The sequence below is a fragment of the Inhella proteolytica genome (assembly GCF_016093275.1).
Lineage (GTDB): Bacteria > Pseudomonadota > Gammaproteobacteria > Burkholderiales > Burkholderiaceae_C > Inhella > Inhella proteolytica.
In genome coordinates this window covers 1-26,194 of sequence record NZ_JAEDAK010000016.1, presented here as the reverse complement: position 1 = coordinate 26,194, position 26,194 = coordinate 1, and the positions used below count along the sequence as shown (strand labels likewise).

At 69.7% G+C, this 26,194-nt stretch carries 23 protein-coding genes; 10 read left to right on the top strand and 13 right to left on the bottom strand.

What is annotated here, in order from left to right; translation table 11 throughout:
* Nucleotides 1-5 precede the first annotated feature (5 nt).
* The 7 genes from I7X39_RS18620 to I7X39_RS18590 form a co-directional block, all read right to left on the bottom strand.
* The gene (locus tag I7X39_RS18620) at nucleotides 6-3,770 is read right to left on the bottom strand and encodes a sensor histidine kinase (RefSeq protein ID WP_198112680.1); all 3,765 of its coding nucleotides are present in this window, start codon (nucleotides 3,768-3,770) and stop codon (nucleotides 6-8) included.
* Between the two features lie 216 nt (nucleotides 3,771-3,986).
* A complete protein-coding gene (locus I7X39_RS18615) occupies nucleotides 3,987-4,721 on the bottom strand; it encodes an amino acid ABC transporter ATP-binding protein (protein WP_198112679.1) in 735 nt (244 codons plus the stop codon).
* A 5-nt stretch (nucleotides 4,722-4,726) separates the two neighbouring features.
* Entirely contained in the window at nucleotides 4,727-5,389 is a 663-nt protein-coding gene (locus tag I7X39_RS18610; RefSeq protein ID WP_198112678.1) for an amino acid ABC transporter permease, read from the bottom strand.
* Nucleotides 5,386-6,126: an amino acid ABC transporter permease gene (locus tag I7X39_RS18605; RefSeq protein ID WP_198112677.1), complete on the bottom strand. Its 741-nt coding sequence runs from the start codon at nucleotides 6,124-6,126 to the stop codon at nucleotides 5,386-5,388. The genes I7X39_RS18610 and I7X39_RS18605 overlap by 4 nt, the downstream gene beginning before the upstream one ends.
* Before the next feature lie 62 nt (nucleotides 6,127-6,188).
* Nucleotides 6,189-7,088, bottom strand: coding sequence for an amino acid ABC transporter substrate-binding protein (locus I7X39_RS18600; protein WP_198112676.1), 900 nt, complete (start codon nucleotides 7,086-7,088; stop codon nucleotides 6,189-6,191).
* Nucleotides 7,089-7,194: 106 nt separating this feature from the next.
* Nucleotides 7,195-8,118 (bottom strand): LysR substrate-binding domain-containing protein, encoded by a 924-nt coding sequence (locus I7X39_RS18595; protein ID WP_198112675.1) that lies wholly within the window; start codon nucleotides 8,116-8,118, stop codon nucleotides 7,195-7,197.
* Nucleotides 8,099-9,904, bottom strand: a complete 1,806-nt coding sequence (locus tag I7X39_RS18590; protein WP_198112674.1) for an ABCB family ABC transporter ATP-binding protein/permease — start codon at nucleotides 9,902-9,904, stop codon at nucleotides 8,099-8,101. The genes I7X39_RS18595 and I7X39_RS18590 overlap by 20 nt, the downstream gene beginning before the upstream one ends.
* A 64-nt stretch (nucleotides 9,905-9,968) precedes the next feature.
* Between I7X39_RS18590 and I7X39_RS18585 the strand changes: the two genes are divergently transcribed.
* The 3 genes from I7X39_RS18585 to I7X39_RS18575 all read left to right on the top strand — a co-directional run bounded on the left by I7X39_RS18585 (nucleotide 9,969) and on the right by I7X39_RS18575 (nucleotide 14,282).
* Nucleotides 9,969-10,385: an acyl-CoA thioesterase gene (locus tag I7X39_RS18585; protein WP_198112673.1), complete on the top strand. Its 417-nt coding sequence runs from the start codon at nucleotides 9,969-9,971 to the stop codon at nucleotides 10,383-10,385.
* A 12-nt stretch (nucleotides 10,386-10,397) separates the two neighbouring features.
* Nucleotides 10,398-11,537: an NAD(P)/FAD-dependent oxidoreductase gene (locus tag I7X39_RS18580; RefSeq protein WP_198112672.1), complete on the top strand. Its 1,140-nt coding sequence runs from the start codon at nucleotides 10,398-10,400 to the stop codon at nucleotides 11,535-11,537.
* A gap of 162 nt (nucleotides 11,538-11,699) precedes the next feature.
* On the top strand, nucleotides 11,700-14,282 hold the full coding sequence (locus tag I7X39_RS18575) for a BACON domain-containing protein (protein ID WP_198112671.1): 2,583 nt from the start codon (nucleotides 11,700-11,702) through the stop codon (nucleotides 14,280-14,282).
* Nucleotides 14,283-14,316: 34 nt separating this feature from the next.
* Here I7X39_RS18575 and I7X39_RS18570 read toward each other — a convergent pair whose 3' ends face one another.
* Both I7X39_RS18570 and I7X39_RS18565 read right to left on the bottom strand, forming a co-directional pair.
* Complete coding sequence (locus I7X39_RS18570; RefSeq protein ID WP_198112670.1) at nucleotides 14,317-15,096, bottom strand: SGNH/GDSL hydrolase family protein; 780 nt, start codon at nucleotides 15,094-15,096, stop codon at nucleotides 14,317-14,319.
* 9 nt (nucleotides 15,097-15,105) lie between these two features.
* On the bottom strand, nucleotides 15,106-15,993 hold the full coding sequence (locus I7X39_RS18565; protein WP_198112669.1) for a DMT family transporter: 888 nt from the start codon (nucleotides 15,991-15,993) through the stop codon (nucleotides 15,106-15,108).
* Between the two features lie 81 nt (nucleotides 15,994-16,074).
* Between I7X39_RS18565 and I7X39_RS18560 the strand changes: the two genes are divergently transcribed.
* From I7X39_RS18560 to I7X39_RS18540, 5 genes are read left to right on the top strand one after another with little or no spacing between them, the layout of a single operon-like run.
* Nucleotides 16,075-16,749: a hypothetical protein gene (locus I7X39_RS18560; RefSeq protein ID WP_198112668.1), complete on the top strand. Its 675-nt coding sequence runs from the start codon at nucleotides 16,075-16,077 to the stop codon at nucleotides 16,747-16,749.
* Between the two features lie 37 nt (nucleotides 16,750-16,786).
* Complete coding sequence (locus I7X39_RS18555; protein WP_232352055.1) at nucleotides 16,787-19,648, top strand: HD domain-containing phosphohydrolase; 2,862 nt, start codon at nucleotides 16,787-16,789, stop codon at nucleotides 19,646-19,648.
* Between the two features lie 3 nt (nucleotides 19,649-19,651).
* On the top strand, nucleotides 19,652-20,005 hold the full coding sequence (locus tag I7X39_RS18550; RefSeq protein WP_198112667.1) for a DOPA 4,5-dioxygenase family protein: 354 nt from the start codon (nucleotides 19,652-19,654) through the stop codon (nucleotides 20,003-20,005).
* Nucleotides 20,002-20,412 carry a GFA family protein gene (locus tag I7X39_RS18545; RefSeq protein WP_198112666.1) on the top strand — a complete coding sequence of 137 codons (411 nt, stop codon included), beginning with the start codon at nucleotides 20,002-20,004 and terminating at the stop codon, nucleotides 20,410-20,412. Before I7X39_RS18550 ends, I7X39_RS18545 begins: the two co-directional genes overlap by 4 nt.
* A gap of 7 nt (nucleotides 20,413-20,419) precedes the next feature.
* Nucleotides 20,420-21,526, top strand: a complete 1,107-nt coding sequence (locus I7X39_RS18540; RefSeq protein WP_198112665.1) for a DSD1 family PLP-dependent enzyme — start codon at nucleotides 20,420-20,422, stop codon at nucleotides 21,524-21,526.
* Here the strand turns inward: I7X39_RS18540 and I7X39_RS18535 are convergent.
* Nucleotides 21,519-21,761, bottom strand: coding sequence for a hypothetical protein (locus I7X39_RS18535; RefSeq protein ID WP_198112664.1), 243 nt, complete (start codon nucleotides 21,759-21,761; stop codon nucleotides 21,519-21,521). The genes I7X39_RS18540 and I7X39_RS18535 overlap by 8 nt on opposite strands.
* Nucleotides 21,762-21,913: 152 nt before the next feature.
* Between I7X39_RS18535 and I7X39_RS18530 the strand changes: the two genes are divergently transcribed.
* On the top strand, nucleotides 21,914-22,360 hold the full coding sequence (locus I7X39_RS18530; RefSeq protein WP_198112663.1) for a nuclear transport factor 2 family protein: 447 nt from the start codon (nucleotides 21,914-21,916) through the stop codon (nucleotides 22,358-22,360).
* Between the two features lie 134 nt (nucleotides 22,361-22,494).
* Nucleotides 22,495-22,914: a cupin domain-containing protein gene (locus tag I7X39_RS18525; protein WP_198112662.1), complete on the top strand. Its 420-nt coding sequence runs from the start codon at nucleotides 22,495-22,497 to the stop codon at nucleotides 22,912-22,914.
* Here I7X39_RS18525 and I7X39_RS18520 read toward each other — a convergent pair.
* The 3 genes from I7X39_RS18520 to I7X39_RS18510 all read right to left on the bottom strand — a co-directional run.
* Nucleotides 22,871-23,560, bottom strand: coding sequence for a gamma-glutamylcyclotransferase (locus tag I7X39_RS18520; protein WP_198112661.1), 690 nt, complete (start codon nucleotides 23,558-23,560; stop codon nucleotides 22,871-22,873). The genes I7X39_RS18525 and I7X39_RS18520 overlap by 44 nt on opposite strands.
* 44 nt (nucleotides 23,561-23,604) lie before the next feature.
* Nucleotides 23,605-25,788, bottom strand: a complete 2,184-nt coding sequence (gene katG, locus I7X39_RS18515; protein WP_198112660.1) for a catalase/peroxidase HPI — start codon at nucleotides 25,786-25,788, stop codon at nucleotides 23,605-23,607.
* 107 nt (nucleotides 25,789-25,895) lie between these two features.
* Nucleotides 25,896-26,194 (bottom strand): helix-turn-helix domain-containing protein (locus tag I7X39_RS18510; protein WP_198112659.1); only part of this gene is annotated, 299 nt, incomplete at its 5' end.

Below are 26,194 nucleotides of genomic sequence, written 5' to 3'. Positions count from 1 at the left end.
GAGGTTCATGTTCCAGGTTCGGGGGGTGCGGCCGGCGCCAGCACGCAGGGCAGCAACAGCTCGAAGCGGCAGCCCTGGCCCGGCGCGCTGTGCACGCGGATCAGGCCCTGCAGCTTCTGCACCACCAGGTTGTAGCTGATGTGCAAGCCCAGCCCGGTGCCACCCTGGCCGCGCTTGGTGGTGAAGAAGGGATCGAAGACGCGCGCCAGGTGCTCGGCCGGGATGCCGCGGCCGTCATCCGCCACCTCCAGGCGCAGCTGGCTTTCGCCCAGGCGCTCGGCGCGGATGCGGATCTGGCCGCGCTGCTCGGGCGCGAAGGCGTGCAGCAGCGCGTTCTGCACCAGGTTGCTGAGCACCTGGCCGAGCGCGCCCGGAAAGCTGTCCATCCACAGGCCGCGCTCGACGGCGCACTCCACCACCACCGGCCGGTGCTTCCAGCTCGGGCGCAGGCTCTCCAGCAGCTCGTCCAGATAGGGCCCGAGCTCGAAGCGGCGCTGGCCGTCCGAGGTGCGGTCCACCGAGACCTCCTTGAAATGCTCGATCAGCCCGGCGGCGCGGCGCAGGTTCTGCTCCAGCACCTGGCCGGTGTGCTCGGCCTCCTGCAGAAAGCCGGCCAGCCCGCCGCGCGAAAGCCGCTGCGCCTGCAGCTCGGCCTGCACCTGCTGGGTGCGCTCCAGCAGATGCGAGCTGGCCGTCACCGCAATGCCCAGCGGCGTGTTGACCTCATGCGCCACCCCGGCCACCAGCTGGCCCAGCGAGGCCAGCTTGGCATGCTCCACCAGCTGCGCCTGCGCCTGCTGCAGCGCCGTGAAGGCACGCGCATTGCCGATCGCGATGGCCGCATAGGCCACCAGGCTGCGGAAGATGTCCAGCTCCTGCGGCCCGTAGGCCTGGGCGCGTCGGCTCTGCATGGTGACGATGCCGATGCGCTCCTCGTTCAGCGTGAGCGGCCGGAACACCAGCGAGCGCATCGGTTCGCCCACCTCGATGCCCGCCACCTCGGGCGCGGACTCGCTGCTTTGCTCGTCCAGCACATCGAGCTCGCGGGCCTCGCGGAAGGCACGCGCGCTCAAGGAGAGCGGGTCGTCCAGCTGCACCGTGTCGCCCTGCACCAGGCGGTCTTCGAAGTAGTAGGGAAAGCGCAGCTGCCGGCCATCGGGCTCCAGCAGGGCCACGCCAAACGCATCCACCGGCAGCAGGCGGGCCAGCTGCCGGTGCAGGGTGGCGCAGATGGCCTGCAGGTCCAGCTGCGCGGTCAGGGCCTTGCCGGTGTCGCCCAGCAGGCTCAGGGTGTCGGCGCTGCGCGCCAGCGTGGCATTGGCGGTGGAGAGCTCCTGCGTGCGCTGCGCCACCTCGGCCTCCAGCGCCTGGCGCTGGCGCTGCAGGCTGCGCGTGCGCAGCTGCACCAGGCCGGCCAGCGCCAGCGCCACGGCCAGCAGGGCCAGGGCACGCGCCCACCAGGTCTGCCACCAGGCCGGCAGCTGCTCCACCGGCACGCGCAGCGCGGCCGACCAGCCCTCGCCCGGCAAGGCGGCCTGCAGCTCCAGTTCGTAGCGGCCCGGCGGCAGACGGCTGAAGGTGGCGACGCGCTGGCTGGCATCGCCCTCGGTCCAGGCCTCTTCGAGCCCCAGCAGGCGATGCCGGTAGCGCAGGCGTTCGGCGGCGCGGAAATCGAGCGCGCTGAACTCGATCTGCAGCGACTGCAGGCCGGGCGCCAGGCGCAGCCCGCTGGCGGGCAGGTGGCGGCGCTGGCCGTCCACGCGCAGACTGCTCACCACCAGCGGCGGCGCCGCGGCCGCACCGGGCACCCGCGTGGGGCGCACCACCACCAGGCCGCCCCCGCCGCCGAACAGCAGCTCGCCCTGCGCGGTGCGCGCCGCCGAATCGACCCAGAAGCTGCGCACCGCCACGCCCTCGCTCAGGCCGAAGCTGCGCAGGTGCGCGCCGTTCGGCTCCAGGCTGAACAGGCCATCGGCACTGCTGGCCCACAAAAGGCCCTGGCCGTCGACCTGCAGGCCGCCGACGTTGTCGTGCGGCAGGCCCTCGGCGCGGCCGAAGTGCCGGAAGCGGCTGGCCGCCTCGTCTTGCAGCAGGCACAGGCCGCCCCCCAGGGTGGCGATCCACAACCGCCCCTTGGCGTCCTCGCGCAGCGAGACGGCGTCGCTGTGGCAGAAGCTGTCGGGGCGGCGCAGGTCGCGCACATGGTTGGCAAAGCGCGCCTCGCCCAGCCAGCGCGAGAGCCCGCCGTTGCTGCCCACCCAGATGCGGCCCTGGTGATCCTGCAGCAGGGCGTTGACACGGTTGTGCGGCAGGCTGTCGCGGCGGCCCGGCTCGTGGCGCAGCAGCTCGAAGCCAGCGGGGCGCTGGCGCAGCAGCCCTTCGGTGCTGCCGACCCAGAGCCCGCCGTCGCGGTCCACCATCAGCGCATCCACGCGCGGGTGCGGCTGGGCGCTGGGCAGCGCCACGCGTTCGGCGCGCCGTGCCGCCCAGTCCACCCGGTACAGGCCCTGCAGCGTGCCCACCCACAGGCGTTCCCCTTGCCAGACGCTGGCCAGCACACGCTGCTGCTGCAGCGGCAATGCCGCGCCCGGGCTGTCCAGCTGCAGCGGCAGCAGGCGCGCCGGGCCATCCGCCGGCGTGCTCAAGAGGCCCAGGCCCTGCCCGCCGTAGCCGAGCAACCATTGCTCGGGCGTCGGCCCGGCGCCGATGTGCACGACATGGCGGTCCGCCAGGCCCTCGGGCTGGCGCGGCGAATGCAGCAGGTTCACGAAGCCCTGGGCCTGGGGGTCGTGACGGTCCAGGCCCTGGTCGGTGCCCAGCCAGACCAGACCCGAGCGGTCGCGCAGCAGCGCACGCACGCCGTCCGAGGCCAGGCTGCTGGTCACATAGGGGTCGTGGCGCAGCGCCGCCGCGGCCGGCCCGGGAAAGCGCACCACGCCATTGCCATAGCCGGCCACCCAGAGCTCGCCCGGCGCCACGCGCAGCAGGGCCTGCACGCCGCGGCCATTGAGCTGCGGATGCTCGGCCGGCCAGACCGTTTCCCAGATCCCAGCCGGTGTCACCCGGCCCAGGCCGGCGCTGCTGCTGCCCACCCAGAGCGTGCCGTCGGACTCGGCCAGCAGCGCCGTGATGCCCGTGGCCGGCCCGACCCGCTCCGCCCTGCCCTGCCGGATGTGCACCAGCCCCAGCGCGCCACCCACCCAGAGGCTGCCATCGGCCGCGCGCGCCAGCGCGCGCTGCGGCGCCTGCAGCAGGGGTGCCAGCGGGTCATCGGCCGGCCAGGTCTGCGCCTGGCCCTGCTGCAGGCGCAGCAGCCCGGCTTCGCTGGCCAGCCAGAGGGCATCGGGCCCTTCGTCCTGCAGCGCCCAGATGCCTTGCAGCCCTAGCGCGGGCACGGGCAGGAAGCGGTCGCTCTCGGGTTCGTGGTGCAGCAGGCCGGCGCCGCGCGTGGCCACCCACAAGCGGCCCTGGGCATCGACATGCAGGGCCTGGATGTTGGGGTCGGGCAAGGCGCCGGGTCCGTCGCCGCCAGGGTAGCGGCGCAGGCGGTGGCCGTCGTAACGGGCCAGGCCGCCCTGGGTACCGATCCACAAAAAACCGACGCGGTCCTGCGCCAGCGCGGTGACGATGGGGTGCGGCAGGCCCTCGTCAAAACCCAGATGGCGGAACGCCGGCCGCGCCAGGGCGGACCAATCGGTGGCGGCACGGGCGGCGGGCAAGCCGAACATGGCCAGCACCAGCGCGAACCCAAGCCAGACGAGTCGCCGCATTCCCTGCCGCCCTTCCAAGCTGCGAGGGGACCATCATCGCGGGGCGACGCGGGGTGTGGGTGAGGAATACGGCATGGAATGCCGGGGGTAGGGGCGTGCGCTGGCCTCTGAGCAGGCCATTGGGCCTGCTCAGAGGCCCCTTCGCCAGTCCCCGCGGGACGGGGACTGTCCTTCGATCGGGGTCGCAGGGCCCTCGGGGCCCTGCTCGCTCCGATCTCAGTGCTGCAGGATCTTGGAGAGGAAGTCCTTGGCGCGCGGGCTGCGCTCGTCGGGCTTGCCGAAGAAGTCGTCCTTGCTGCAGTCCTCGACGATCTTGCCGGCGTCCATGAAGATCACGCGGTGGCTGACCTTCTTGGCAAAGCCCATCTCGTGCGTCACGCACATCATGGTCATGCCCTCGTTGGCCAGCTGCACCATCACGTCGAGCACCTCGCCCACCATCTCGGGATCGAGCGCGCTGGTGGGCTCATCGAACAGCATCACGATCGGGTCCATCGACAGCGCGCGCGCAATCGCCACGCGCTGCTGCTGGCCGCCGCTGAGCTGGCCGGGGAACTTGTCCTTGTGGGCCGAGAGGCCCACGCGGTCGAGCATCTTCAGGCCGCGCGTCAGGGCGTCGTCCTTGCTGCGCCCCAGCACCTTGATCTGCGCCAGGGTCAGGTTCTCGGTCACGCTGAGGTGCGGGAACAGCTCGAAGTGCTGGAACACCATGCCGACGCGCGCGCGCAGCTTGGGCAGATTGGTGCCGGCGGCGGTGACGGACTGGCCATCGATGACGATGTCGCCCTTCTGGATCGGTTCGAGCGCATTGACAGTCTTGATCAGCGTGCTCTTGCCCGAGCCCGAGGGCCCGCAGACCACCACCACCTCACCCTTCTGGATGCGGGTCGTGCAATCGGTCAGCACCTGGAAGCTGCCGTACCACTTGGAGACGTTTTTGATGTCAATCATGGTGCTCACCGAATGATTTGAATGCGGGCCTGCAGCTTCTTGACCAGCATGGAGAGGCTGAAACAGATGACGAAATAGATGCCGGCGGCCAGCAAATAGGCCTCGACCGGGCGGTTGAAGTTGCGGCCCGCCACCTCGAAGCCCTTCAGCAGGTCATAGGCGCCGATGGCGTAGACCAGCGAGGTGTCCTGGAACAGGATGATGGTCTGCGTCAGCAGCACCGGCAGCATGTTGCGGAAGGCCTGCGGAAGCACCACCAGGCTCATGGTCTGGCCATAGCTCATGCCCAGCGCAAAACCGGCGTGCTGCTGGCCCTTGGGCACGCTCTGGATGCCGGCGCGCATGATCTCGGCGTAGTAGGCCGCCTCGAACAGGGTGAAGGTGATGTAGGCCGAGGCCTCGGCGCTGATCGGACCGGTGAGGAAGGGCACGAGCAGGAAGAACCACAGGATCACCATCACCAGCGGGATGGAGCGCATCAGGTTCACGTACGCCGCGGCCGGCGTGGCCAGCCAGGCCTTGCCCGACAGCCGCATCAGCGCCAGCACGGTGCCCAGCAGAATGCCGCCCACCATCGCCACCAGCGTGAGCGTGACCGAGAAGATCAGGCCCTTGAGGACGAAGCCCTGCAGGAACTCGCCCGTCAGAAAACTGAAGTCGAGATTCATCGCGCCGCTCCCGCCACGCCCGGCACCTTGACCCAACGCTCGATCAGGCTGGCCACCAGGTAGACGCTGAACGCGCTGACGAAGTACAGCAGCGTGACCATGGCGTAGACCTCGGTGGGTCGGGAGGTTTCCTCACCCACCTGGCGCGCGAACTGCGTCAGCTCCAGCACCGAGAGCGCGAAGGCCACCGAGCTGTTCTTGACGATGCTCATGGCCTCGCTGGTCAGCGGCGGGATGACGACGCGGAAGGCCACCGGCAGCAGCACGAAACGGTAGGTCTGCAGGCGCGTGAAGCCCATCGCCAAGCCGGCGTAGGTCTGGCCCTTCGGAATGCTCTGGATGCCGGCGCGCACCTGCTCCGAAATGCGCGCCGAGGTGAAGAAGCCCAGACCGATGGCCGCCACCATCCAGCTCGGCATGCGCTTCAGGAAGGGCAGGAACTCCGGCAGCACGAAGTACCAGAGGAAGAGCTGGACGATCAGCGGGATGTTGCGGAACAGCTCGGTCCAGGCATTGCCGGCGAACACCAGGCCCTTGTTCGGCGTGGTGCGCAGCACGCCCATCACGCTGCCCAGCACCAGGGCGATCACCAGACCGATCGCGCTGACCGCCAGCGTCCAGCCCCAGGCCGAGAACAGCCAGTCCAGATAGGTCTGCGCCCCGGCCTGGCCAAAACAGGCGCCCACGGTGCCATCCACCGTGTCCTTGCACCACAACTCGCGCCACTCAAACGCCATGGCTCTCTCCAAAAAGCGACGGGCGCCCGGGAGCGCCCGCCTGATTCATCGCCGCAAACCGATCACTTCTTTGCGTAGGCTTCCATGGGGTTGTCGTTCGGGTTGGCCCAAGCCGCCTTGGTGGCCTCACTGGCCGGCAGGCCGATGCGGGTGTTGGCCGGCGGGATGGGCTGCATGAACCACTTGTCGTAGAGCTTGGCGATCTGGCCGCTCTTCATCATGGCCTTGATGGAGTCGTCCACGGCCTTCTTGAAGGCGGGGTCGTCCTTGCGCATCATGATGGCGATCGGTTCAACCGACAGCACCTCGCCGACGATCTTGAAGTCGTTCGGGTTCTTGGCCTTGGCGATGTTGCCGGCCAGGATGGAGCCGTCCATCACGAAGGCGTCGGCACGGCCGCTCTCCAGCAGCAGGAAGCTGTCGGCGTGGTCCTTGCCGAAGATTTCCTTGAAGTCCACGCCGGTGGCGCGCTCGTGCTTGCGCAGGGTCTGCACGCTGGTGGTGCCGGTGGTGGTGGCCACCGTCTTGCCGTTCAGCTGGCCGATGCCGGTGATGCCGGAGTTGGCCTTGACGGCGATGCGCACCTCTTCCACATACGTGGTGACGGCGAAGGCGACGTCCTTCTGGCGCGTCTGGTTGTTGGTGGTGGAGCCGCACTCGATGTCGACGTTGCCGTTCTGCACCAGCGGGATGCGGTTCTGCGAGGTGACGGGCTGGTACTTGACGGCGATGCTGTCCATGGCCAGCTGCTTGCGGATGTCCTTCAGCACCAGGTCGCAGATCTCGACATGAAAGCCGGTGTACTTGCCATCCCCCAGGGTGAAGGACAGGGCGCCGGAGGATTCGCGCACCCCCATGGTCACGGAACCGCTGTCCTTGATCTTCTTGAGCGTGTCGGCCTGGGCCAGGGAAACCGCGGTCAGGGCCAGCGCCACGGCGCCAAGTCGGAACCAAGTCTTCATGTCGTCTCCTGCATTGAGGGGTTCGGTGGAATCCCGCAACGATAGCGCCAGCCTCCCCGCGCCGAAACGCACCGAGGGTTTTTCAGCGGGCGGGAAACCGCATTTTTCAGGCTGAGGACCGTGTGGTGAGGCTCTCCCACAGCGCGCTGGCGGCCGGTTTGACGCGCTTGCGCAACTCTGGCTTCTCGCGATAGAGACGCAGCGCGATCTGCAGTTCGAACTCGCCCGGCGGCGCGGCCGGCACCAGGCGGCGCGCGCGCAGCTCGCGCTTGACCGAGCTGGCGGGCAGGAAGGCCAGGCCATGGCCCTCGATGGCCATGGCCTTCAGGCCTTCGGCCATGTCGGTTTCGTAGCAGGGGTCCAGGTGCAGGGGCATGCCGGCATCCTTGACGATGATCTCCACCAGGCGGCCCAGATACGCCCCTTCCGCATAGGCCAGGAAAGGGATCTTCTGGCCCTTGTGCCCGGGCAGGCGGAACATCGCCTGGCCCTCGGGGTCGGGCCGGGCGAAGGCGGCCAGGGTGTCATTCCCGACGCTCAGCATCTCGAAGCGCTCGGGGTCGAGCTGCAGGGGCTGGCTGGGGTGGTAGTAGGCCAGCAGCAGGTCGCAATGGCCTTCGCTGAGTTGCAGCACGGCGTCGTGCACGTTCAGCGCATTGAGCCGGCTCTTGAAGGGCGCGAGCTGCTTGCGCAGCTCCATCAGCCAGTGCGGGAAGAAGCTGAAGGCGAGCGAGTGCGGCACCGCGAACTCGACCATGTCCTGCCCGCCGCTCTGGTGGCTGCGCAGCATGTTGCGGGTGGCCTGCAGCTGCGCCAGGATTTCCTGCGCCTGGCCCAGCAGGGTCTCGCCCGCGGGGGTCAGGCGCGTGGGGTAGGAGCTGCGGTCCACCAGGTCCATGCCGGCCCAGGCTTCGAGCGCCTGGATGCGGCGCGAGAACGCCGGCTGGGTGACATGCCGCCCTTGAGCCGAGCGCGAGAAGCTGCGCGTCTCGGCCAGGCTGACGAAGTCTTCAAGCCATTTGGTTTCCATGGTCTTTATGGGAATTTGCCTGGATCTGCCACATGCGAGCGTACGCCCCGCCACGCGCCAGCAAGTCGGCGTGGCGGCCGCGCTCCACCACCCGGCCGGCCTCCAGCACCAGGATCTCGTCGGCGTCGACGATGGTGGAAAGCCGGTGCGCGATCACCAGCACGGTCTTGTTGCGGCCCACGGCGTCGAGCTGCGCCTGGATGGCGCGCTCGTTGTGCGAATCGAGCGCCGAGGTGGCCTCGTCGAAGATGAGGATGGGTGGGTCCTTCAAGAGCGTGCGCGCAATCGCCACGCGCTGCTTCTCGCCACCACTCAGCTTGAGGCCGCGCTCGCCCACGCGGGTCTGGTAGCCCAGCGGCGTGCTGGCCACGAACTCGTGCAGGCGTGCGGCGCGAGCGGCAGCCTCGATCTCGGCCTCGCCGGCGCCCTCTTTTGCGTAGCCGATGTTGTAGGCCAGGGTGTCGTTGAAGAGCACGGAATCCTGCGGCACGATGCCCAGCGCGGCGCGCAGCGAATGCTGGCTCACCGCACGGATGTCTTGGCCGTCGATCAGCACGCGCCCGCCCTGCACGTCGTAGAAGCGGAACAGCAAGCGCGCCAGCGTGCTCTTGCCCGACCCACTGGGCCCCACCACGGCGAGCTTCTTGCCGGCCGGGATCTCGAAGCTCACGCCCTTGAGCACGGGCCGCGCCGGGTCGTACGCGAAGTGCACATCCTCGAAGCGCACGGCGCCGCCCTGCACCCGCAGGTCGCGCGCCTCGGGCGCGTCGGCCACTTCGCGCGGCTTTTCCAGCAGGCCGAACATCTTGTCCAGATCGGTCAGGCTCTGCTTGATCTCGCGGTACAGCACGCCCAGGAAGTTAAGCGGGATGTAGAGCTGGATCATGAAGGCGTTGATCATCACCAGATCACCCAGGCTCAGGCGCCCGGCCACCACGCCCTCGGTGGCGCGCCAGAGCATCAGCACCAGAGCCACGCCGATGATGAATTGCTGGCCGGTGTTGAGCAGCGAGAGCGTGGTCTGGCTCTTCAGCTGGGCACGGCGCAGGGTTTCGAGGGCGCGGTCGTAGCGGCGCGCCTCAAAGTCTTCCTGACCGAAATACTTCACCGTCTCGTAGTTCAAGAGCGAGTCGATGGCCTGGGTGTGTGCGGCCGAATCGAGCTCGTTGAGCTGGCGGCGGAACTGGGTGCGCCATTCGGTGACCGTGATGGTGAAGCCGATGTACAGCACCAAGGCCACGCCGGTGATGAGCGCAAACGCGGCGTCGAACTGCGTGGCCAGCAGGGTCAGCACCAGCGCCACTTCGATGAGCGTGGGCAGGATGCTGTAGAGCGAGTAGCTGATGAGCGCATGCACGGCGCGCGTGCCGCGCTCGATGTCGCGCGTCATGCCGCCGGTCTGGCGCTCCAGGTGGAAGCGCAAGCTCAGATCGTGCAGGTGCCGGAACACCTGCAGCGAGACCTGGCGCGCCGCGCCCTCGGTGGCCTTGGCGAAGATCAGCTCACGCAGCTCGGTGAACAGCGAGGTGCACAACCTCAATCCGCCGTAGGCCAGCAGCAGGCCGAGCGGGATGACGAAGGCCGGGTTGGCTGCGGCGCCGTTGAGCCCGTCCACCAGGCGCTTGAGCAGCAGGGGCACGCCCACATTGGCCAGCTTGGCGCCCACCATGAAGGCCAGCGCCAGCGCCACGCGCCAGCGGTACTGCCAGAAGTAGGGCAGCAGCTTGGCCAGGGTCTGGCGGTCGCGCCGCTGCGGCGGGGGCTCGGTAAGGACGGTTCTGCGCATGAGAGAGGCGGCATTCTCGGACTGCCCGCACAATCCCCGGGTTTCCACCAGGGTCTTGCCCGCCATGAACGAACCGGTCCGCCCCGTCATCGACCCCGCTCACCTGCCCAGCGAACGCGAGCTGGTGTTGCGCGTCATCCCCATGCCCGCCGATGCCAACGCCAATGGCGACATCTTTGGCGGCTGGATCATGGCGCAGGTCGACTTGGCCGCCTCGGTGCTGCCCACGCGGCTCACGCGCGGTCGCGTCACCACCGTGGCGGTGAAGGAATTCATCTTCAAGCAGCCCGTCAGCGTGGGCGATCTGCTGAGCTTCTATTCGCGCGTGCTGCGCGTCGGCCGCACGTCCATCACCCTGCAGGTCGAGGTGTTCGCCGAGCGCAACCCCGAGAACCCGGAAGTGGTGAAGGTCACCGACGCCGAGCTGACCTTCGTCGCCATCGACGAGCGTGGCAAGCCGCGCGTGTTCAACCACGCCTGAGCGCTTGAGCGCATGAGCCTGCTGATCCTGGGCGGCGGTGCACTCGGCTGCGCCGTGGCCGCCTACCTGGCCGAGCGGCCGGACTGGCGCGGCCGCATCCAGGTGCTGGAGCGCGACCCCAGCTACGCGCAGGCCTCCTCGGCGCTATCGGCCGCGTCCATCCGCCAGCAGTTCAGCACGCCGCTGAACATCGCGCTCTCGCAGTTCGGCCTGCAGGTGCTGCGCGCCGCCGGGCCGGCGGCCGCGCTGGTGGAGCGCGGCTACCTTTACCTGGCCGGGCCGGCGCAGGCGCCCGCGCTGGCGGCACTGCAGGCCGAGCAGCAGCGCCTGGGTGCGGCAACGCGGCTGATGGACCGCGCCGCGCTGCGGGCCCGCTGGCCCTGGCTGAACCTCGACGACATCGAGCTGGGCGCCTGGGGTGAGCAGGGCGAAGGCTGGTTCGACGGCTGGGGCCTCCTGATGAGCCTGCGCGAGCGCGCCCGCGCCGCCGGGGTCGAGTTCCTGCGCGGCGAGGCCCAGCAGCTGGAACGCCATGCCGACGACAGCCTGGCCGCCGTGCACAGCAGTTTGGGGCGGCTGGAGGCCGAGCGCTTTGTGCTGGCCTGCGGCGCCTGGTCGGCCCCGCTGGCCGCCACGGCCGGGCTGGCTCTGCCGGTGACGGCGCGGCGCCGCAGCGTCTACGCCTTCCACAGCCCCGAGACCGCGCCGCTGGCGCCGCTGCTCATCGACCCCAGCGGCCTGTGGTTCCGCCCCGAGGGCGAGCCGGGCCAGTTCATTTGCGGTGGCACGCCCCTGGACGACACGCCGGGCCGGCCGCTCGACCCCGAGCCCGATCTGTTCGAGGAACGCCTGTGGCCCGCCCTGGCCGCGCGCGTACCCGGCTTCGAGAGCCTGCGCCCCGGCGGTGCCTGGGCCGGCTACTACGAGATGAACGACTTCGACCACAACGGCCTGGTGGGGGCGTTCCGCGACTGCCCCAACCTGCTGCTGGCCTGCGGCTTTTCCGGCCATGGCCTGCAGCACGCACCCGGGGTGGGGCGTGGGCTGGCGGAATGGCTGGCCACCGGGGCCTATCAGACCCTGGACCTGAGCCCGCTAAGCCCCGAGCGCTTGCGCCGGGGTGAGCGCTATCTCGAACGCAACGTGATCTAAGCTCCCTGGGGGCCAAGGGAGCCAAGCGCTAGCCATCTTTGCTTGAGCGGTCGGAGTACTCCGCGCCGGATGCCTCTCTGCGCCAAACTGAGCGGGCCGTCATTTCTAGAATGCGCCCCCCCGGACGATGCCTGGGGCAATAAGACTTGACAGGGAGATTCAGTGCTCAGTCGCATTCATCGGCGCAGCGCCGCGCTGCTCGTTTTGCTTGCCGTGTTCCTTACAGCGTGTGGGGGTGGAGCAGCCGGTGGGGGAAGCAACAAGCCGCCGCAAGCCGCGCTCAGCTTGAGCACCTCACAGGTCTCAGCTTCGCTGGAGTACCGAGTCGGCGGAAGCCTGCGTGTCGGCGCCCATGTGAACGACCCCAGCGCGTTCGGCTCAGGACCCCTGTTTGTGCTCGTTGTCGATCCCCAGGGCATCCTGGAAGGAGTGGACGGTCCTCGCCCCGTGGACGCCAGCAACTATGAGGCCGCACTGCGAATCAAGCGCGACCTGGCCCCTGGTCAATACCAGGGCCAGTGGCAGGTGCGGCTGTGCAAGGACGCGGCCTGCGCGGCCGAGTATCCGGGTTCGCCGCTGCAGTTGGGCTTCGACATCAAGGTGGCACAAGGGCGCTTGCATTCCGGGTCTCCTATGCCTGAACGCCAGCAGTTCTATTCCGGCGAACTCAGCACGCCCAGCTATGACCTTTGGGTCGATGCAACCACATCCTGGACGGTGAGCAGCGATGCGCCCTGGCTGAAGCTTGAAGGCGCTACCGGTACGGGCAATGGCAAGGCGCGCGTGACCCTGGATGCCCGCAGCCTGCCTGCTGGTACTCACTCCGCTCGCATCACGGTCAAAGGCAGCGATGGCCAGTTGTCGACACACCTCTATGCCGTCGAAGTGGTATCGAACCGCTTGTTCAGCAGCTCGCCTCAGGTGGAGTGGTCCGGAGTGAATGGATCCTCGCTGGCGTCAACGACGCTGAGCCTGACCGCGCTGGGCTCCTCCCAGATCGCCTGGATGGCCAGTGCGAGTGCGGGCTGGATCAAGCTGCTGAGCAGCACCGGACAGACTCCAGGTCCCCTGACCCTCGTAGCGGATCTGAGCAATGTCATTGCCGGCGTGTACACCGGCAGCATCAGCATTACCGCCCAGGGGTTGCTTCAGCCCCTGACGGTTCCGGTCAAGCTCAATGTGGCGGCTGCCACACTGAAGCCATCCAGCACGAACATCGTGTTGGGTGGCGTCGACGGGCGCAAGCTCCAGGACAGCCAGACTCTGAGCCTCTCCCTCAACACCGGCTCGAAGGCCTGGCCCTGGCAGGTCAAAGAGGCGCCGGGCTGGCTGCAGGTCAGCAGCTTGGGCGGACTGATCAGCGCCGAGTCCACAGCCATCACACTGAGCCTGAAGCGAGATCTGCTGCAGGCCGGCAGCACCAAGGGAGTGCTGAAGCTCGAAGCGCGTGTGGCCGGCGACCTCATCAGTACGTCGGTCGATCTGACGGCCCAGGTCGACCGCCGTCGCCTCTTGCCATCCGCCTGGGGCATTGGGTTCTCCAGCACTCCAAATGGTCAAGTTCTGACGCGTACGCTAACCGTGCGCGACAGCCAGGGTGGCGACCTGAGCTGGAAAGCATCCAGCAGCGCGCCCTGGCTGCAGGCCAGCGGCAGCGGTAGCACCGGAAGCAACAGCGTACTGACGCTGCGCGCCATTCCCGACTCTCTGCCCCAGTCGTCCCTAAGCTATGCGACGGTAACGCTCACGACTACCGTGCCCGGTGTCGAACCGGTGCGCCTACGCGTGGGGCTGTGGAAGGATGCCGTCGGGCTCTCTGAGCCGCGACGCCTCCCGGACCGCTACACCCATGTTCAGTCCGATCCGATCCGACCGCATGTCTATCTGCATTCGGGCGGTTCCACGGTGGATGTGTTTCATGCCTTCACGGGCTTGAAGCTGCGCAGCTTCACCAACCTGGGTAGCTCCTTGGCGGGCATGACGGTCGAACCCGATGGCGGCCGCCTGTTTGTGCTGGACACCGGCAGCCGACGTGTGGCAGTGGTTGATCTGGAGGCCAACGCCGCGCTCACGCCTTGGAATCTGGGCGCCGCTGTTCACGGCGGGACCGTGCCTTTGGCTGTGAAGGTCGACGGAGTCAGCCTGCTATTGCTGGCCGATGGACAGGCACTGCGCGAGGGCCAGTTGCTGCCGGCTCTGGCGCTCGATTCCTACTCGGGTTCGCTAGCCTCCAGCGGTGACGGCCGCATTCTGGTCAAACATGTCCAAGGAATAAGCCCCTCCAGCACCTACAGATTCAAGTTGGACTACTCCGTCGTCAACGGCGGCGTTCTGGCCGCCAAAAAGCTGGCGGAGAACTGGAGCTTGGGCGGCGCCGGCAATGGCAAGGATGTCGCGGTATCGCTGGATGGCGAGACCACGGTGACAGCCAGCGGCGCGCCCTATGCGTGCCCTCGTGGCGATGCCAAGTTGGACCTGCTTGGCATGCTCCCCGGCGGAAGCCACTATCCGAACAATGCCGAGCTGTTGTCCGATGGCCGCTGGGTGTGCGGCGCCTCTTCCACGTACGAGTCAACGGATGTGTGGGTCCACAGCGCAGATGGCGTGCTGGAGGAGAGTTTCCGGATTGGCTCCTATGGCAGAAGCATGCTGGACCGCCAGCTTGTAGCGACCCCGGACGGTCGCATCTTGATCGGACTTAGTGAGGAACCCAAGCTCGTGTTCCAGCCCTTGCGGCCGCGCTGAGCGGCAGTACGAATCGGCTGCAAGCAAAGTAGGACTATTCCGTTCCGACCGCGACCCGTTCGATGCGCCGCCAGCGCCGCGCCACATGCTCGGCCAGCTGGCGGCCCCAGAGCGCATAGCCGGCGGCACCGGGGTGGAAGCCGTCCTCGGCCATCAGCTCGGCGGCGGCGGCGCCGGCCAGTCGGGCGGGGGTGCGCATCAGGCCGCGGTCCAGCTGGTCGCCCAGGGTCTGGGCCAGATGCTGGTTCAGCAGCTCGGCCTGCGTGCCCAACACCCAGCGCAAGGGGCTGGGCAGCAGGGGGAATTCCTGCATCGGCGGTGCGGCGTTGTGCACCCAGTAGCGCACGCCGGCCCGTGCCACGGCCTCGGCGTGCAGGTCCTGCAGCTGCTGCAGCGTGCGCTCGGGCGGCACCTGGCGCACCACATCGTTCACGCCCAGCGCCGTCACCAGCACATCGGCCGGTGCCAGCAGGGTGTCGCGCACATGCTGCAGGGCCTCGCCGCTGGTGTGGCCGGTGCGGGCCAGCAGCTGCCAGTGCACCGGCCGGCCCAGCTCCTCGGCCAGGGCGGTGGCGAACTGGCCGGCCAGCGCCTCCGACTGCTCGCGCACGCCCACGCCGGCGGCGGAGGAATCGCCCACCAGCAGCACGCGCAGCGGCGTGGCCTCGCGCGCCCGCGGCGGGCGCACCTTGGCGCGGCACGGGCCGGCGGCCTCGGGCAGGTCAAGCGCACGGCGCCGCACCTGCACGGCCTGCCAGAGCAGCAGGGGCAGCAGAGCGACCTTGGCGGTATTCAGGGCAAGAGCACGGGGCATGCCCGAAGACTAACGACGCCGCGCCAGCACGGCCACCCCGGCCAACACCAGGGCCGTGCCAATCAGCACGGTCGGCGTCAGGGGCTCGCCCAGCAACACCACACCCATCAGCAGGGTGCTCATGGGCCCCACCATGCCGGTCTGCGCGGCGCGAGCCGCGCCAATGCGCTCGATGCCCAGCATCACCAGCAGCACCGGCGCGAAGGTGCAGGCGGTGGCGTTGAGCAGCGAGAGCCAGAACACCGGTGCCGGCACGAAGGCGGCTTCCAGCGGCCGCAGCAGCAGGAACTGCAGGATGCACAGCCCGCAGGCCACGCTGGTGGCCAGACCGGTGAGGCGCAGCGCGCCCAGGCGCTGGAGCACCTGGCCGCTGTGCACCAGGTAGACGGCGTAGCTGAGCGCGCTGCCCAGCACCAGGGCCGCACCGATGAGGGTGCTCCGCCCCTCGAAATGCAGCTCCTGCCCGAACACGATCAGGATGCCGGCGTAGCTCAGGCCCAGTGCCAGCAGCTGCGCGCGCGTGGCACGCTGGCCCAGGAACAGCACGCCCATCAGCAGCACCAGGGTGGGGTTGAGGTAGAGGATGAGCCGCTCCAGCGAGGCGCTGATGTACTGCAGGCCGGCGAAGTCCAGAAAACTGGCCAGGTAGTAGCCGGTGAAGCCGAGCAGGCCGATGTCGCGCCAATCGCGCGCGTTGAGCGCCGGCCGGTCACGCCCGGCCCACCAGGCCAGAGCCAGAAAGAGCGGCAGCGCCAGCAGCATGCGCCACATCAGCAGGGTCACGGCGTCCACGCCATGGCGGTAGGCCAGCTTGATGATGATGGCCTTGCCCGAGAAGCCAATCGCGCCCAGCAGGGCGCAGGCCAGGCCGATGCGGGCGGCGCGCGCGGAATTCATGGGGGCATTGGACCGCGCGCTTGCGCGGTCCACGCTTCTTCATCGCCGCAGGGCCCTTGCCGGCATGGAAAGATGCCCGGCATGCAGCGCGTTCTCTTGATTCTTCTGCTGGCCGGCACGGCTCAAGCCCAGGCCGACACCCTGTGCAGCCACGAGCGCGAGGCCCTGCGCGCCCACGCCGGCCGCTACGCCGCCGACGACCTGCTGGCCACGCTGGCCCGCACGCGCCGCTGGGATTTGGCCGTGCAGGCCCCGACCGGCGCCACCGAGCTGCAGATCACGCCGCAGGGCGAGGTGCTGCTGAGCCTGCGCTGGCACGAGGCCGGCCGCCTGGAGGATGAGTTCGGCCCCGGCTGCCTGCGCTTCGACGGCGAGCGCGTGAGCCTGCACATGCAGCACCTGGGCATGCCGGCACACAGCCGCTTCACGCGCGTCGCCGGGCCGAAGAGCGCCCTGCCCGCCCCGTACGCCGAGCGCCTGCTGCACGGCTGCTACCGCAGCGGCCAAGGGGCACGCTGGTGCCTGCGGGGCGAGCGCATCGAAATCAACGGCCAAGCCCATGCGGTGCGCCTGCTGCTGGACCCGATGGAACTGCCCGAAGGCGGCAGCGTGCTCGAGGTGACCGGGCAGACCGACTTCTGGCTGCTGCGCCCGCAGGGCCAGGGCTGGGCCGTGCACCGCACCGGCTGGGCCTCGGCGCCCGGCCACCGCCCGCCGGACTGGCGCCGGCCCTGGCAGGTCCTGCGTCCGGAGTAGGCGTGCAGCCGCCTGCGGCTCCTAGACTCAACGCGTCATGTCCATTTCCCCATCGCCCCTGATGCAGCGCCTGCGGGCGCGCCTGCACCGCGGCCTGGGCCTGCGCCTCTGGCTGGCCTCGCTGGTGGTGGCCTGCATGGCCCTGATGGCCAGCCTGCAACTGGGCATCAATGTGTGGATGGCGCGCGACCGCTTTGCGCAGGAAGCCCAGCGCAGCGCGCAGGCCGCCAGCGTGCTCATCGAGGAGCGCACGCGCCGCCTGCTGCAACCCAGCAGCAGCGTGGTGCGCCAGCTCGGCTTCGACCCCATCAGCAGCGCGGACAGCCTGGCCGAACGCCTGAGCCGCAGCTATGTGCTGACGGCCGAGCTGGAGGCCAACGCGCTGCTGGCCGCGCTCTACGTGGGCTATGACAACGGCGACTTCATCCTCGCCCGCCCGCTGCGCAACGAGGCCGAGCGCCAGCAGTTCCAGACCCTGCCCGAGGCCCGCTACCTGCTGCAGAGCATGACGGTGGGGGCCGATGGCCGGGCGCTCGGCCGCTACCACGAGCTGGATGAGCAGATGCAGATGCTGCGCACGCGCGAGCTGCCCGACTACCGCTTCGACCCGCGCACGCGCCCCTGGTGGGCGGCGGCGCTGCAGGCGCCGGGCATGGCCATCAGCCCGCCCTATCTGTTCTTCACCACGCGCTCGCCCGGCCTCACGCTGAGCCAGCGCAGCCGCGCCGGCGGCGCCGTGGTGGGGGCCGATCTGCTGCTCAGCGACCTGGCCCGCACCCTGGGCACGCAGCGGCTCACGCCCGGCACCCAGCTGGCCCTGGTGGACGCCCAGCAGCGCGTGCTGGCCTACAGCGAGCCGCACCGCCAGGTGCTGCAGGAGGGCGAACGCCTGAGCCTGGCCGGCTTGGGCGAGCTGGGCCAGCAGGCCCTGCCCGCGCTGGCGCGCCTGGCACCCGGCCGTGCGCACACCGACGAGACCGCGGCCGAGCCCTGGGTCGGCATCCGCGTGCCCTTCGACGTCGGCCTCGGGCCCCATCTGCAGCTGATGGCGGTGACACCGCTGGAGGAGTTGGTCGCCCCGGCGCGCGCCCGTGCCCACCGTGCGCGCTGGATCGCCGTCGGCCTGGCCCTGCTGCTGCTGCCGATCGGCTGGTGGGCCGGCTCCACGCTGGCGCGCCGGCTGGACCGCCTGAGCCAGCGCACCGAGCGCCTGGTGCGCTTCGATTTCGCCACCACCCCGATGCGCCAGTCGCGGGTGCGCGAGGTCAACCAGTTGCACCAGGCCATCGAGCACATGGGCCGCACCATCGAGGCCTTTCTGCGCCTGAGCCAGCAGATGGCCAGCGAACCCGAGACCGAGCGCATGCTGCAGCAGGTGCTGGAACAGCTGGTGCAGGCCACGCATTGCGATGGCGCCCAGGTCTGTCTTTGGGACTACCAGGCCCAGCAGATGCAGCACGCCGCCCAGGCCGGCGGCCTGCTCGCCCCCCTGCCTGCGCAGTTCGCCCACCCGCACCCGCCGCGCGAGCTGCCCGCCGGGCGCGAACAGCTTCCGCTGGAGCTGCACGGCCGCGACGGCCGGCTGCAGGGCCTGCTGCTGCTCGAGTTCCCCGCGCACGACGAGCACGAGGACCCGGCCTTCCTGCACTTCGCACGCCAGCTCAGCGGCATGCTGGCCCTGGCCATCGAGACGCGCCAGCTCATCAAAGCGCAGCGCCAGCTGTTCGACGCCGTGATCCGCCTGATGGCCGACGCCATCGACGCCAAGAGCCCCTACACCGGCGGCCATTGCGAGCGCGTGCCCCAGCTCGCCATCGCCCTGGTGGACCGGCTTTGCGCCGAAGCGCAGGGCCCCTACGCCGGCTACCAGCTCAGCGAGGCCGAGCGCTACGCCTTCCGCCTGGGCGCCTGGCTGCACGACTGCGGCAAGGTCACCAGCCCCGAGCACATCGTCGACAAGGCCACCAAGCTGGAGCTCATCCACAACCGCATCCACGAGATCCGCACCCGCTTCGAGCTGCTGCACCGCGACGCCACCATCGCCCAGCTGCGCGGCGAGCTCAGCCCCGAGCAGCTGGCCGAACGCCACGCCCAGCTGCAGCAGGACTACGCCTTCGTGGCCAGCTGCAATGTCGGCGGCGAGTTCATGGCCGACGCCGCCATCGAGCGCCTGCACCGCATCGCCGCGCAAACCTGGCAGCGCCACTTCGACGACCGCCTCGGCCTTTCCGCCGAAGAGGCGCGCCGCCTGGCCGAGGCCCGCCCCGAGCCCCCCACCCTGCCCGCCACCGAGCCCCTGCTGGCCGACCGGCCCGAGCACATCGTGCCCTGGGGCGCGCAGCGCCCGCCCGTGGCCGCGGCCGACCCACGCAACCGCTACGGCTTCGACATGCAGCTGCCCGCCCAGCAGCAGCACCAGGGCGAGCTGCACAACCTCAGCGTGCGCCGCGGCACGCTCACGGACGAAGACCGCTTCAAGATCAACGACCACATCGTGCAGACCTACATCATGCTCAAAGGCCTGCCCTGGCCGGCCGAGCTGGAGCGCGTGCCCGAGCTGGCCGCCACCCACCACGAGAAGCTCGACGGCAAGGGCTACCCGCGCAAGCTCGGCGCCGGGCAGCTGACGGTCGAAGACCGCGTGATGGCCCTGGCCGACGTCTTCGAGGCCCTGACCGCCGCGGACCGCCCCTACAAGGCCCCCAAGACCCTGACCGAGACCCTGAAGATCATGGCCTTCATGTGCAAGGACCAGCACCTGGACACCGAGCTGTTCCGCTACTTCCTGCACAGCCGGCTCTGGGACGAGTTCGCGGCACAGTTCATGCAGCCCGGGCAGCGGGATGCGGTGGATGTGGCGGCGATCGAGGCGCTGCTGCCGCCTCCTGCGGGAACCTGACCCATGAGCCCCCTCGACCCCGAGCAGATTCGCGACTGGCACGCCCATGTCTACTTCAACGCCGCGCGCCGCGAACGCGCCTGGGCGCTGCGCCAGCGCATCGCCACCGAACTGGGCGAGCGCGTGCGCATCGGCCGCTTCAACGAAGGCCCGGTGGGCCCGCACCCGCAGGGCAGCTACGAGCTGGAGATTGACCCCGCGCAGTTCGGCTTCGTGCTCAGCTGGCTGGTGCTGAACCATGGCGGCCTGGACCTCTTCATCCACCCCAACACCGACGACGGCCTACGCGACCACCGCGACAGCGCGCTCTGGCTGGGGCGCATGCATGAGCTGAAGCTGGACGCGCTGAACGAATGAGCGAGCGCACCGCCCACTGCAGCTGCGGCCAGCTGCGCATCACCGTGCAGGGCGAACCGCGCGTCGTCGGGCTCTGCCATTGCCTGGCCTGCCAGCGGCGCACCGGCTCGGTCTTCGCCGCGCTGGCGGCCTTTGCCGGCCCCTACGAGGTGCAGGGCCAGGCCAGCGAGTTCGTGCGCCAGGGCGACCAGGGTGCGCGCTTTCGTTTCCGCTTCTGTCCAGCCTGCGGCACGAACCTGTTCCACACCGAGGAGGGGGTGGACAGCGGCTCGGTCAGCGTGGCGGTGGGCACCTTCGCCGACCCCGACTTTCCACCGCCCCGCTTCTCGATCTACGACAGCCGGCGCCATGGCTGGGTGCAGCTGCCTGCGGGCTGCCAGGCCTTTGCCAAGGACCCTGCCCCCTGAACGCCCCATGACCCACCCGCACTGCCACGCCGGCGACCCTGTCGCCACCCTCGACACGCCTGCCCTGGTCGTCGACCTGGACGCGCTGGAACGCAACATCGCCACGCTGGCGGCGTTCGCACGCGAACGCAAGCTGCGCCTGCGCCCCCACGCCAAGATGCACAAGAGCGCCGCCGTGGCGCGCCTGCAGCTGCAGGCCGGTGCCGTGGGCCTGTGTGTGCAGAAGACCAGCGAGGCCGAGGCGCTGGCCGCCGCCGGCATCGATGACCTGTACATCAGCAACGAGGTCATCGACCCCGCCAAGCTGGCCCGCGTGGCCGCACTGGCGCGGCGCGTGAAGCTGGCGATTGCGGTGGATTCGCTGCTGGGCGTGCAACGCCTGGCCGCGGCCCTGCGCGCGGCGGGCAGCACGGTGGACGTGTTCGTGGAGATCGACGTCGGCCAAGGCCGCTGCGGCGTGGCGCCCGAGCAGGCCGGCGCGCTGGCCGCCGCGCTGCGTGCCGCCGGGCTGCGCTTTGCCGGCCTGCAGGCCTACCAGGGCAAGGCCCAGCATCTGCGCAGCCCGGCCGAGCGCACGGCGGCCATTGAGCAGGCCGCGGCGGCCGTGCGCACCGCGCTGGCCAGCCTGGAGCGCCTGGGTCTGAGCTGCCCGCTGGTGACCGGCGCGGGCACCGGCAGCTTCGTGCACGAAGCCGCCAGCGGCCTGTGGGGCGAGCTGCAATGCGGCAGCTATGCCTTCATGGACCGCGACTACGCCGACAACGAGCGCGACGCCGACGCGCCGCGCTTCGAGCAGGCGCTGTTCATCAAGAGCCAGGTCATCAGCCGCGGGGCCGAGCATGCGGTGCTGGATGCCGGCCACAAGAGCCACGCCATCGACTCCGGCCTGCCGCGCGTCTGGCGGCATGAATGGAGCGTGCAGAACGGCGGCGACGAGCACTGCATCCTGCGCGGTGCCGGCCTGCCGCCGCTGGGCGAGACGGTCTGGCTGGTGCCCGGCCATTGCGACCCGACCGTGAACCTGCACGCGCAGCTGGTCGCGGTGCGCGGCGGGCTGGAACGCGGCGTCGTCGAGGCCGTCTGGCCCGTGGACGCCCGCGGCTGCGTCAGCTGAGGGACTGAGTCAGCAGGCTCTTGGCCAGCACCTCGGGCGGCAGCAGCATGGCGCCGCTCATCAGCTCGGTATGGCGCAAGCTGAGCTCGCGCTCGGCCTGGCCCGCTTCACGCACCTTGGCATGCCAGGTCACCTCGGCCCCGGCCTGCGTGGCATGGCGGGAGACGATCCACACCGTGCACTCGCAGGGCGAGCCGGTCTTCGGGTGCCCTATCGACAGTTCGACATGTTCCATAGCGGCCTCGTCAGGCAGGGGATGGCTCCGTTCTAACGCATCGGCGCGCTTCTGTACATGCGGTTGGCCCACTTGTCGGTCCACTTGTCGGTCCACTTGTCGGTCCACTTGCCGGCACACTGCGCGCCCTCCTCCCTTCGTCGACCCGAACCATGTCCATGAACCGCGCCCAGGCGCTCACCGCCCTGCTGGGCCTGCCCCTGCTGGCCCAGGCCAGCGCCGCCGAAGATGCCACCCTGGCCCTGCTCAGGACCCAGGCCGATCGCTGGGACCAGGCCATCGTGGCCAAGGACCGCGCGGCCATCGAGGCGAACATGGGGGCCGATTTCCGCCAGATCGACGGCGCCGGCAACCTGGAGGACAAGGCCAGCTTTGTGGCCGGCCTGCTCGACCCGCAGTTGCAGATCGAGCCCTACACGGTCGAGGACTTCGAGATCCGCCTGTACGGCGAGGTGGCGCTACTGAGCGGCCGCACGCGCATGCGCGGCCGCTACGCCGGCAAGGCCTTCGAGAGCCATTACCGCTACATCGATGTGTATGTGCGGCGGAATGGCATCTGGCAGATCGTCAGCGTCCAAATCAGCAAGATCGCGCCCTGACGCCGGCACTGGCCCTGCCCGGCACGGACGCCCACAATCGGCGTTGACCTGCCCCGGCCGGTCTGGCGCCTGTTGACCAGGCGCGGCCCGGCAAGCCGAGGAAGGCCCCTCAACCCCGACCCAAGGAGAACGCGATGGCTTCCACCCAAGCATGGCTTCGTTCGATGGCGGCGGCGGGCCTGATGGCACTGCCTCTGCTGGCCCCAGCCGATTCGGTCGTCCAGACCCCGGCCGAGCTGAAGTGGAAGGACATGGGCAACGGCATCAAGGCGGCGGTGGTGTCGGGCGACATGGACAAGGGCGCCAGCCGCTTCTTCCTGAAGTACCCGGTCGGCCTGGTGACGCCGCTGCACCACCACGATGCCGACCACTACGTCACCGTCCTCTCGGGCAGCATCACGCTGAGCACCGGTGGCAAGGACCACAAGCTCGGCCCGGGTGCCTACTTTGCGCTGACCAAGAAGGCCCCGCACATCGCCAAGGTCGAGGGCAAGGAAGAGGCCGTCTTCTTCATCCAGGCCGACAGCCCGTGGAATGTGGTGATGGCGAAGTAGTGGCCTCCAGCACGGCCTCCACATAGGGATCGTGCAGGCCGCGCGCCTGCAGGGCCTGCGCCAGCTGGTGCAGGTAGTCAAGGTTGGAGCCAAAGGCGCCGGCCGCCACGGCGATCGGGCCGGCCACGGTGGCGGGCTCGGCGTCAACCTCGTACAGCGGGTGCTCGGGCAGGCCCAGGAAGGTCAGGGCCGGCAGCGTCGGCCCCTCCTGCAGTTGCACGTCCACCCAGGCCGGCCGGTAGCAGCCGGTGCTCATCTCGCGCGCCCACAGCAGGCGCAGCTCGGCTTCGATGTCCTCTTCCACCAAACGCAGCGCCACGCCATCCACGGCGCCACCGGGGCGCAGCGCCAGCAGGCGGCCGGGGTTCTCGGGCCGGCCGCGCCCGGCCACGGAGCGCAGACAGAAGCTGCGGTGCCAGCCTTCCAGCCGGGCGTTGTGCTGGACGTCGCAGTGCAGCAGCGGGTTCCAGATCAGCGAGCCGTAACCGAACACCCACACGGGCCCGGGCGGGCGCTGGGCCCAGGTGGCCAGAAAGGACTGCTCGATCTGCGCCTCGCTCCAGGCCAGCTCATCCGGCAGAGCGAGGTCACGGCGCATGCTGCCGTCGCGGAGATTGCAGCGGGTCAGGCGGTTGCGGGCATTCATGGGCAGACGGGCGCCGATTGTGCGGCGCCCGGCTTGCCCTCGGCTTACCGCAAGTCGAAGCGGTCGAGTTCCATCACCTTGGTCCAGGCCTTGGCGAAGTCGTCCGCGAACTTCTGCTGGGCGTCGGCGCTGGCATAGACCTCGGCAAGCGCGCGCAGCTGCGAGTTGGAGCCAAACACCAGGTCCACGGTGCTGGCCCGGCCCTTGACGGCGCCGCTCTTGCGATCTCGCCCTTCCAGCAGGCCCGGGCCGACCGGCTGCCAGGCGGTGCCCATGTCGAGCAGGTGGACGAAGAACTCGTTGCTCAGCACGCCGGGGCGCGGCACCAGCGGGTGGCCGGCCTCGGCGCCCACGCCCAGGGCGCGCAGGCCGCCCAGCAGCACGGTCATCTCCGGCGCGCCCAAGGTGAGCAGTTGGGCCTTGTCCAGCAGCAGCTCGGGCGCCAGCCCCTCCAGCCCGGGCTTGACGAAGTTGCGGAAGCCATCGGCCTGCGGCTCCAGCACGGCAAACGAGGCTGCGTCGGTCTGGCCGGCACGCGCATCCATGCGGCCGGGGCGGAAGGGCACGCTGAGGCTCAGGCCCGCCTGCTGGGCTGCGGCCTCGATGGCGGCGCCGCCGGCCAGCACGATCAGGTCGGCCAGCGAAATCTTCTTGCCGCCGCCTGCTTGGGCGTTGAAGCGGCTGCGAACGCCTTCCAGCACCGCCAGCACCTTGTCCAGTTCGGCCGGCTGGTTGACGGCCCAGTCCTTCTGCGGGCTCAGGCGGATGCGCGCGCCGTTGGCGCCGCCGCGCTTGTCGCTGCCGCGGAAGGTGGAGGCCGAAGCCCAGGCGGTGCGCACCAACTGGGCGATGCCCAGGCCCGAAGCGAGCACCTCGGCCTTCAGCGCGGCCACGTCCTGCGCGTCCACCAGCGCATGGTCCACGGGCGGGATCGGGTCCTGCCAGATCTGCTCTTCCTTCGGCACCAGCTTGCCCAGGTAGCGGGCGCGCGGGCCCATGTCGCGGTGGGTGAGCTTGAACCAGGCGCGCGCAAACGCGTCGGCGAACTCGGCCGGGCTTTGGTGGAAGCGCCGCGCCACCTTCTCGAAGCCGGGGTCGAAGCGCAGCGAGAGGTCGGCCGTGGTCATCATCGGCGGGTGCTTCCGGCTCGGGTCATGCGCGTCGGGGATCAGGTGCTCGGGCTTGCAGTTCTTGGCCACCCATTGGTGCGCGCCGGCCGGGCTCTTGGTGAGCTCCCACTCATAGCCGAACAGCATGTCGAAGTAGCCGTTGTCCCAGCGCGTGGGGTTGGGCTTCCAGGCGCCCTCAATCCCGCTGGTGGTGGTGTGCACGCCCTTGCCCGTGCCGAAGGCATTGATCCAGCCCAGGCCCTGGTGCTCGATGGCGGCGCCCTCGGGCTCGGGGCCCACCCGCTTGGGGTCACCGGCGCCATGGGCCTTGCCGAAGGTGTGGCCGCCGGCCACCAGGGCCACGGTTTCCTCGTCGTTCATGGCCATGCGGGCAAAGGTCTCGCGCACGTCGCGGCCGGAGGCCACGGGGTCGGGGTTGCCGTTCGGCCCCTCGGGGTTCACGTAGATCAGACCCATCTGCACCGCCGCGAGCGGGTTGGCGAGCTGCCGGTCGCCGCTGTAGCGTTGCTCGCCCAGCCAGGTGCTCTCGGGGCCCCAGTCGATGTCCTGCTCGGGCTCCCAGATGTCGCGCCGGCCGCCGGCAAAGCCGAAGGTCTTGAAGCCCATCGATTCCAGCGCGACGTTGCCGGCCAGGATCATCAGATCGGCCCAAGAGAGCTTGCGACCGTACTTCTGCTTGATGGGCCAGAGCAGGCGGCGCGCCTTGTCGAGGTTGCCGTTGTCGGGCCAGGAATTCAGCGGCGCGAAGCGCTGGTTGCCGGTACCCGCGCCGCCGCGGCCATCGTGCACGCGGTAGGTGCCGGCGGCGTGCCAGGCCATGCGGATCATCAGGCCGCCGTAATGGCCCCAATCGGCCGGCCACCAGTCCTGCGAGTCGGTCATCAGCGCCGTCAGGTCCTTCACCACGGCGTCCAGGTCCAGGGTTTTGAACTCGGCCGCGTAATCGAAGTCCTCGCCCATCGGGTTGCCCTTGGGGGCGTGCTGGTGAAGGATGGCCAGGTTGAGCTGGTTCGGCCACCAGCGGTGATTGCCTGCGCTGCCGGCCTGGGTGGTCTGGGGCACGCCGTGGTGGAAGGGGCACTTCGCTTCGTTGGACATCGCAGGGTCCTCCTGAGTCGTTGGGTGAGGCGCAGTCTAGGAAGGCCCCCCGGGACGGGCAACGCATTTGCGGCAATGGCCGCAATAGGCAGATTTGCAGCTTCCCGTCAGGCTGGCTTCGCTGCGTCGGCCGCCAGCAGGGCCGGCAGCTCGGTGCGCGAGCGCAGACCCAGCTTGGCCAGCAGGTGGCGGGCGTGGTTCTCCACCGTGCGCGGGGAGCGGTGCCAGCGCGCGGCAATGGCGCGGTAGCTGTCGCCGCCCGCCAGTTCCTGCAGCAGGCGGCGTTCGCGCGCGGTGAGGCCCAGCGGGTCGGCGCGCGTGGCCTGGCCACGGCCGCGCAGGCCGCCCAGGCTGCCGGCCTCGTGCAGGCGCCGGCGGGCCAGGGCGGCGGCCGGCTGGGCGCCCA

Excerpts from the sequence above, each read along its gene's own strand:
- I7X39_RS18620 (WP_198112680.1), bottom strand. The coding sequence starts at position 3,770 with ATGCGGCGACTCGTCTGGCTTGGGTTCGCGCTGGTGCTGGCCATGTTC.
- I7X39_RS18615 (WP_198112679.1), bottom strand. The coding sequence starts at position 4,721 with ATGATTGACATCAAAAACGTCTCCAAGTGGTACGGCAGCTTCCAGGTG.
- I7X39_RS18610 (WP_198112678.1), bottom strand. The coding sequence starts at position 5,389 with ATGAATCTCGACTTCAGTTTTCTGACGGGCGAGTTCCTGCAGGGCTTC.
- I7X39_RS18605 (WP_198112677.1), bottom strand. The coding sequence starts at position 6,126 with ATGGCGTTTGAGTGGCGCGAGTTGTGGTGCAAGGACACGGTGGATGGC.
- I7X39_RS18600 (WP_198112676.1), bottom strand. The coding sequence starts at position 7,088 with ATGAAGACTTGGTTCCGACTTGGCGCCGTGGCGCTGGCCCTGACCGCG.
- I7X39_RS18595 (WP_198112675.1), bottom strand. The coding sequence starts at position 8,118 with ATGGAAACCAAATGGCTTGAAGACTTCGTCAGCCTGGCCGAGACGCGC.
- I7X39_RS18590 (WP_198112674.1), bottom strand. The coding sequence starts at position 9,904 with ATGCGCAGAACCGTCCTTACCGAGCCCCCGCCGCAGCGGCGCGACCGC.
- I7X39_RS18585 (WP_198112673.1), top strand. The coding sequence starts at position 9,969 with ATGAACGAACCGGTCCGCCCCGTCATCGACCCCGCTCACCTGCCCAGC.
- I7X39_RS18580 (WP_198112672.1), top strand. The coding sequence starts at position 10,398 with ATGAGCCTGCTGATCCTGGGCGGCGGTGCACTCGGCTGCGCCGTGGCC.
- I7X39_RS18570 (WP_198112670.1), bottom strand. The coding sequence starts at position 15,096 with ATGCCCCGTGCTCTTGCCCTGAATACCGCCAAGGTCGCTCTGCTGCCC.
- I7X39_RS18565 (WP_198112669.1), bottom strand. The coding sequence starts at position 15,993 with ATGAATTCCGCGCGCGCCGCCCGCATCGGCCTGGCCTGCGCCCTGCTG.
- I7X39_RS18560 (WP_198112668.1), top strand. The coding sequence starts at position 16,075 with ATGCAGCGCGTTCTCTTGATTCTTCTGCTGGCCGGCACGGCTCAAGCC.
- I7X39_RS18555 (WP_232352055.1), top strand. The coding sequence starts at position 16,787 with ATGTCCATTTCCCCATCGCCCCTGATGCAGCGCCTGCGGGCGCGCCTG.
- I7X39_RS18550 (WP_198112667.1), top strand. The coding sequence starts at position 19,652 with ATGAGCCCCCTCGACCCCGAGCAGATTCGCGACTGGCACGCCCATGTC.
- I7X39_RS18545 (WP_198112666.1), top strand. The coding sequence starts at position 20,002 with ATGAGCGAGCGCACCGCCCACTGCAGCTGCGGCCAGCTGCGCATCACC.
- I7X39_RS18540 (WP_198112665.1), top strand. The coding sequence starts at position 20,420 with ATGACCCACCCGCACTGCCACGCCGGCGACCCTGTCGCCACCCTCGAC.
- I7X39_RS18535 (WP_198112664.1), bottom strand. The coding sequence starts at position 21,761 with ATGGAACATGTCGAACTGTCGATAGGGCACCCGAAGACCGGCTCGCCC.
- I7X39_RS18530 (WP_198112663.1), top strand. The coding sequence starts at position 21,914 with ATGTCCATGAACCGCGCCCAGGCGCTCACCGCCCTGCTGGGCCTGCCC.
- I7X39_RS18525 (WP_198112662.1), top strand. The coding sequence starts at position 22,495 with ATGGCTTCCACCCAAGCATGGCTTCGTTCGATGGCGGCGGCGGGCCTG.
- I7X39_RS18520 (WP_198112661.1), bottom strand. The coding sequence starts at position 23,560 with ATGAATGCCCGCAACCGCCTGACCCGCTGCAATCTCCGCGACGGCAGC.
- katG (WP_198112660.1), bottom strand. The coding sequence starts at position 25,788 with ATGTCCAACGAAGCGAAGTGCCCCTTCCACCACGGCGTGCCCCAGACC.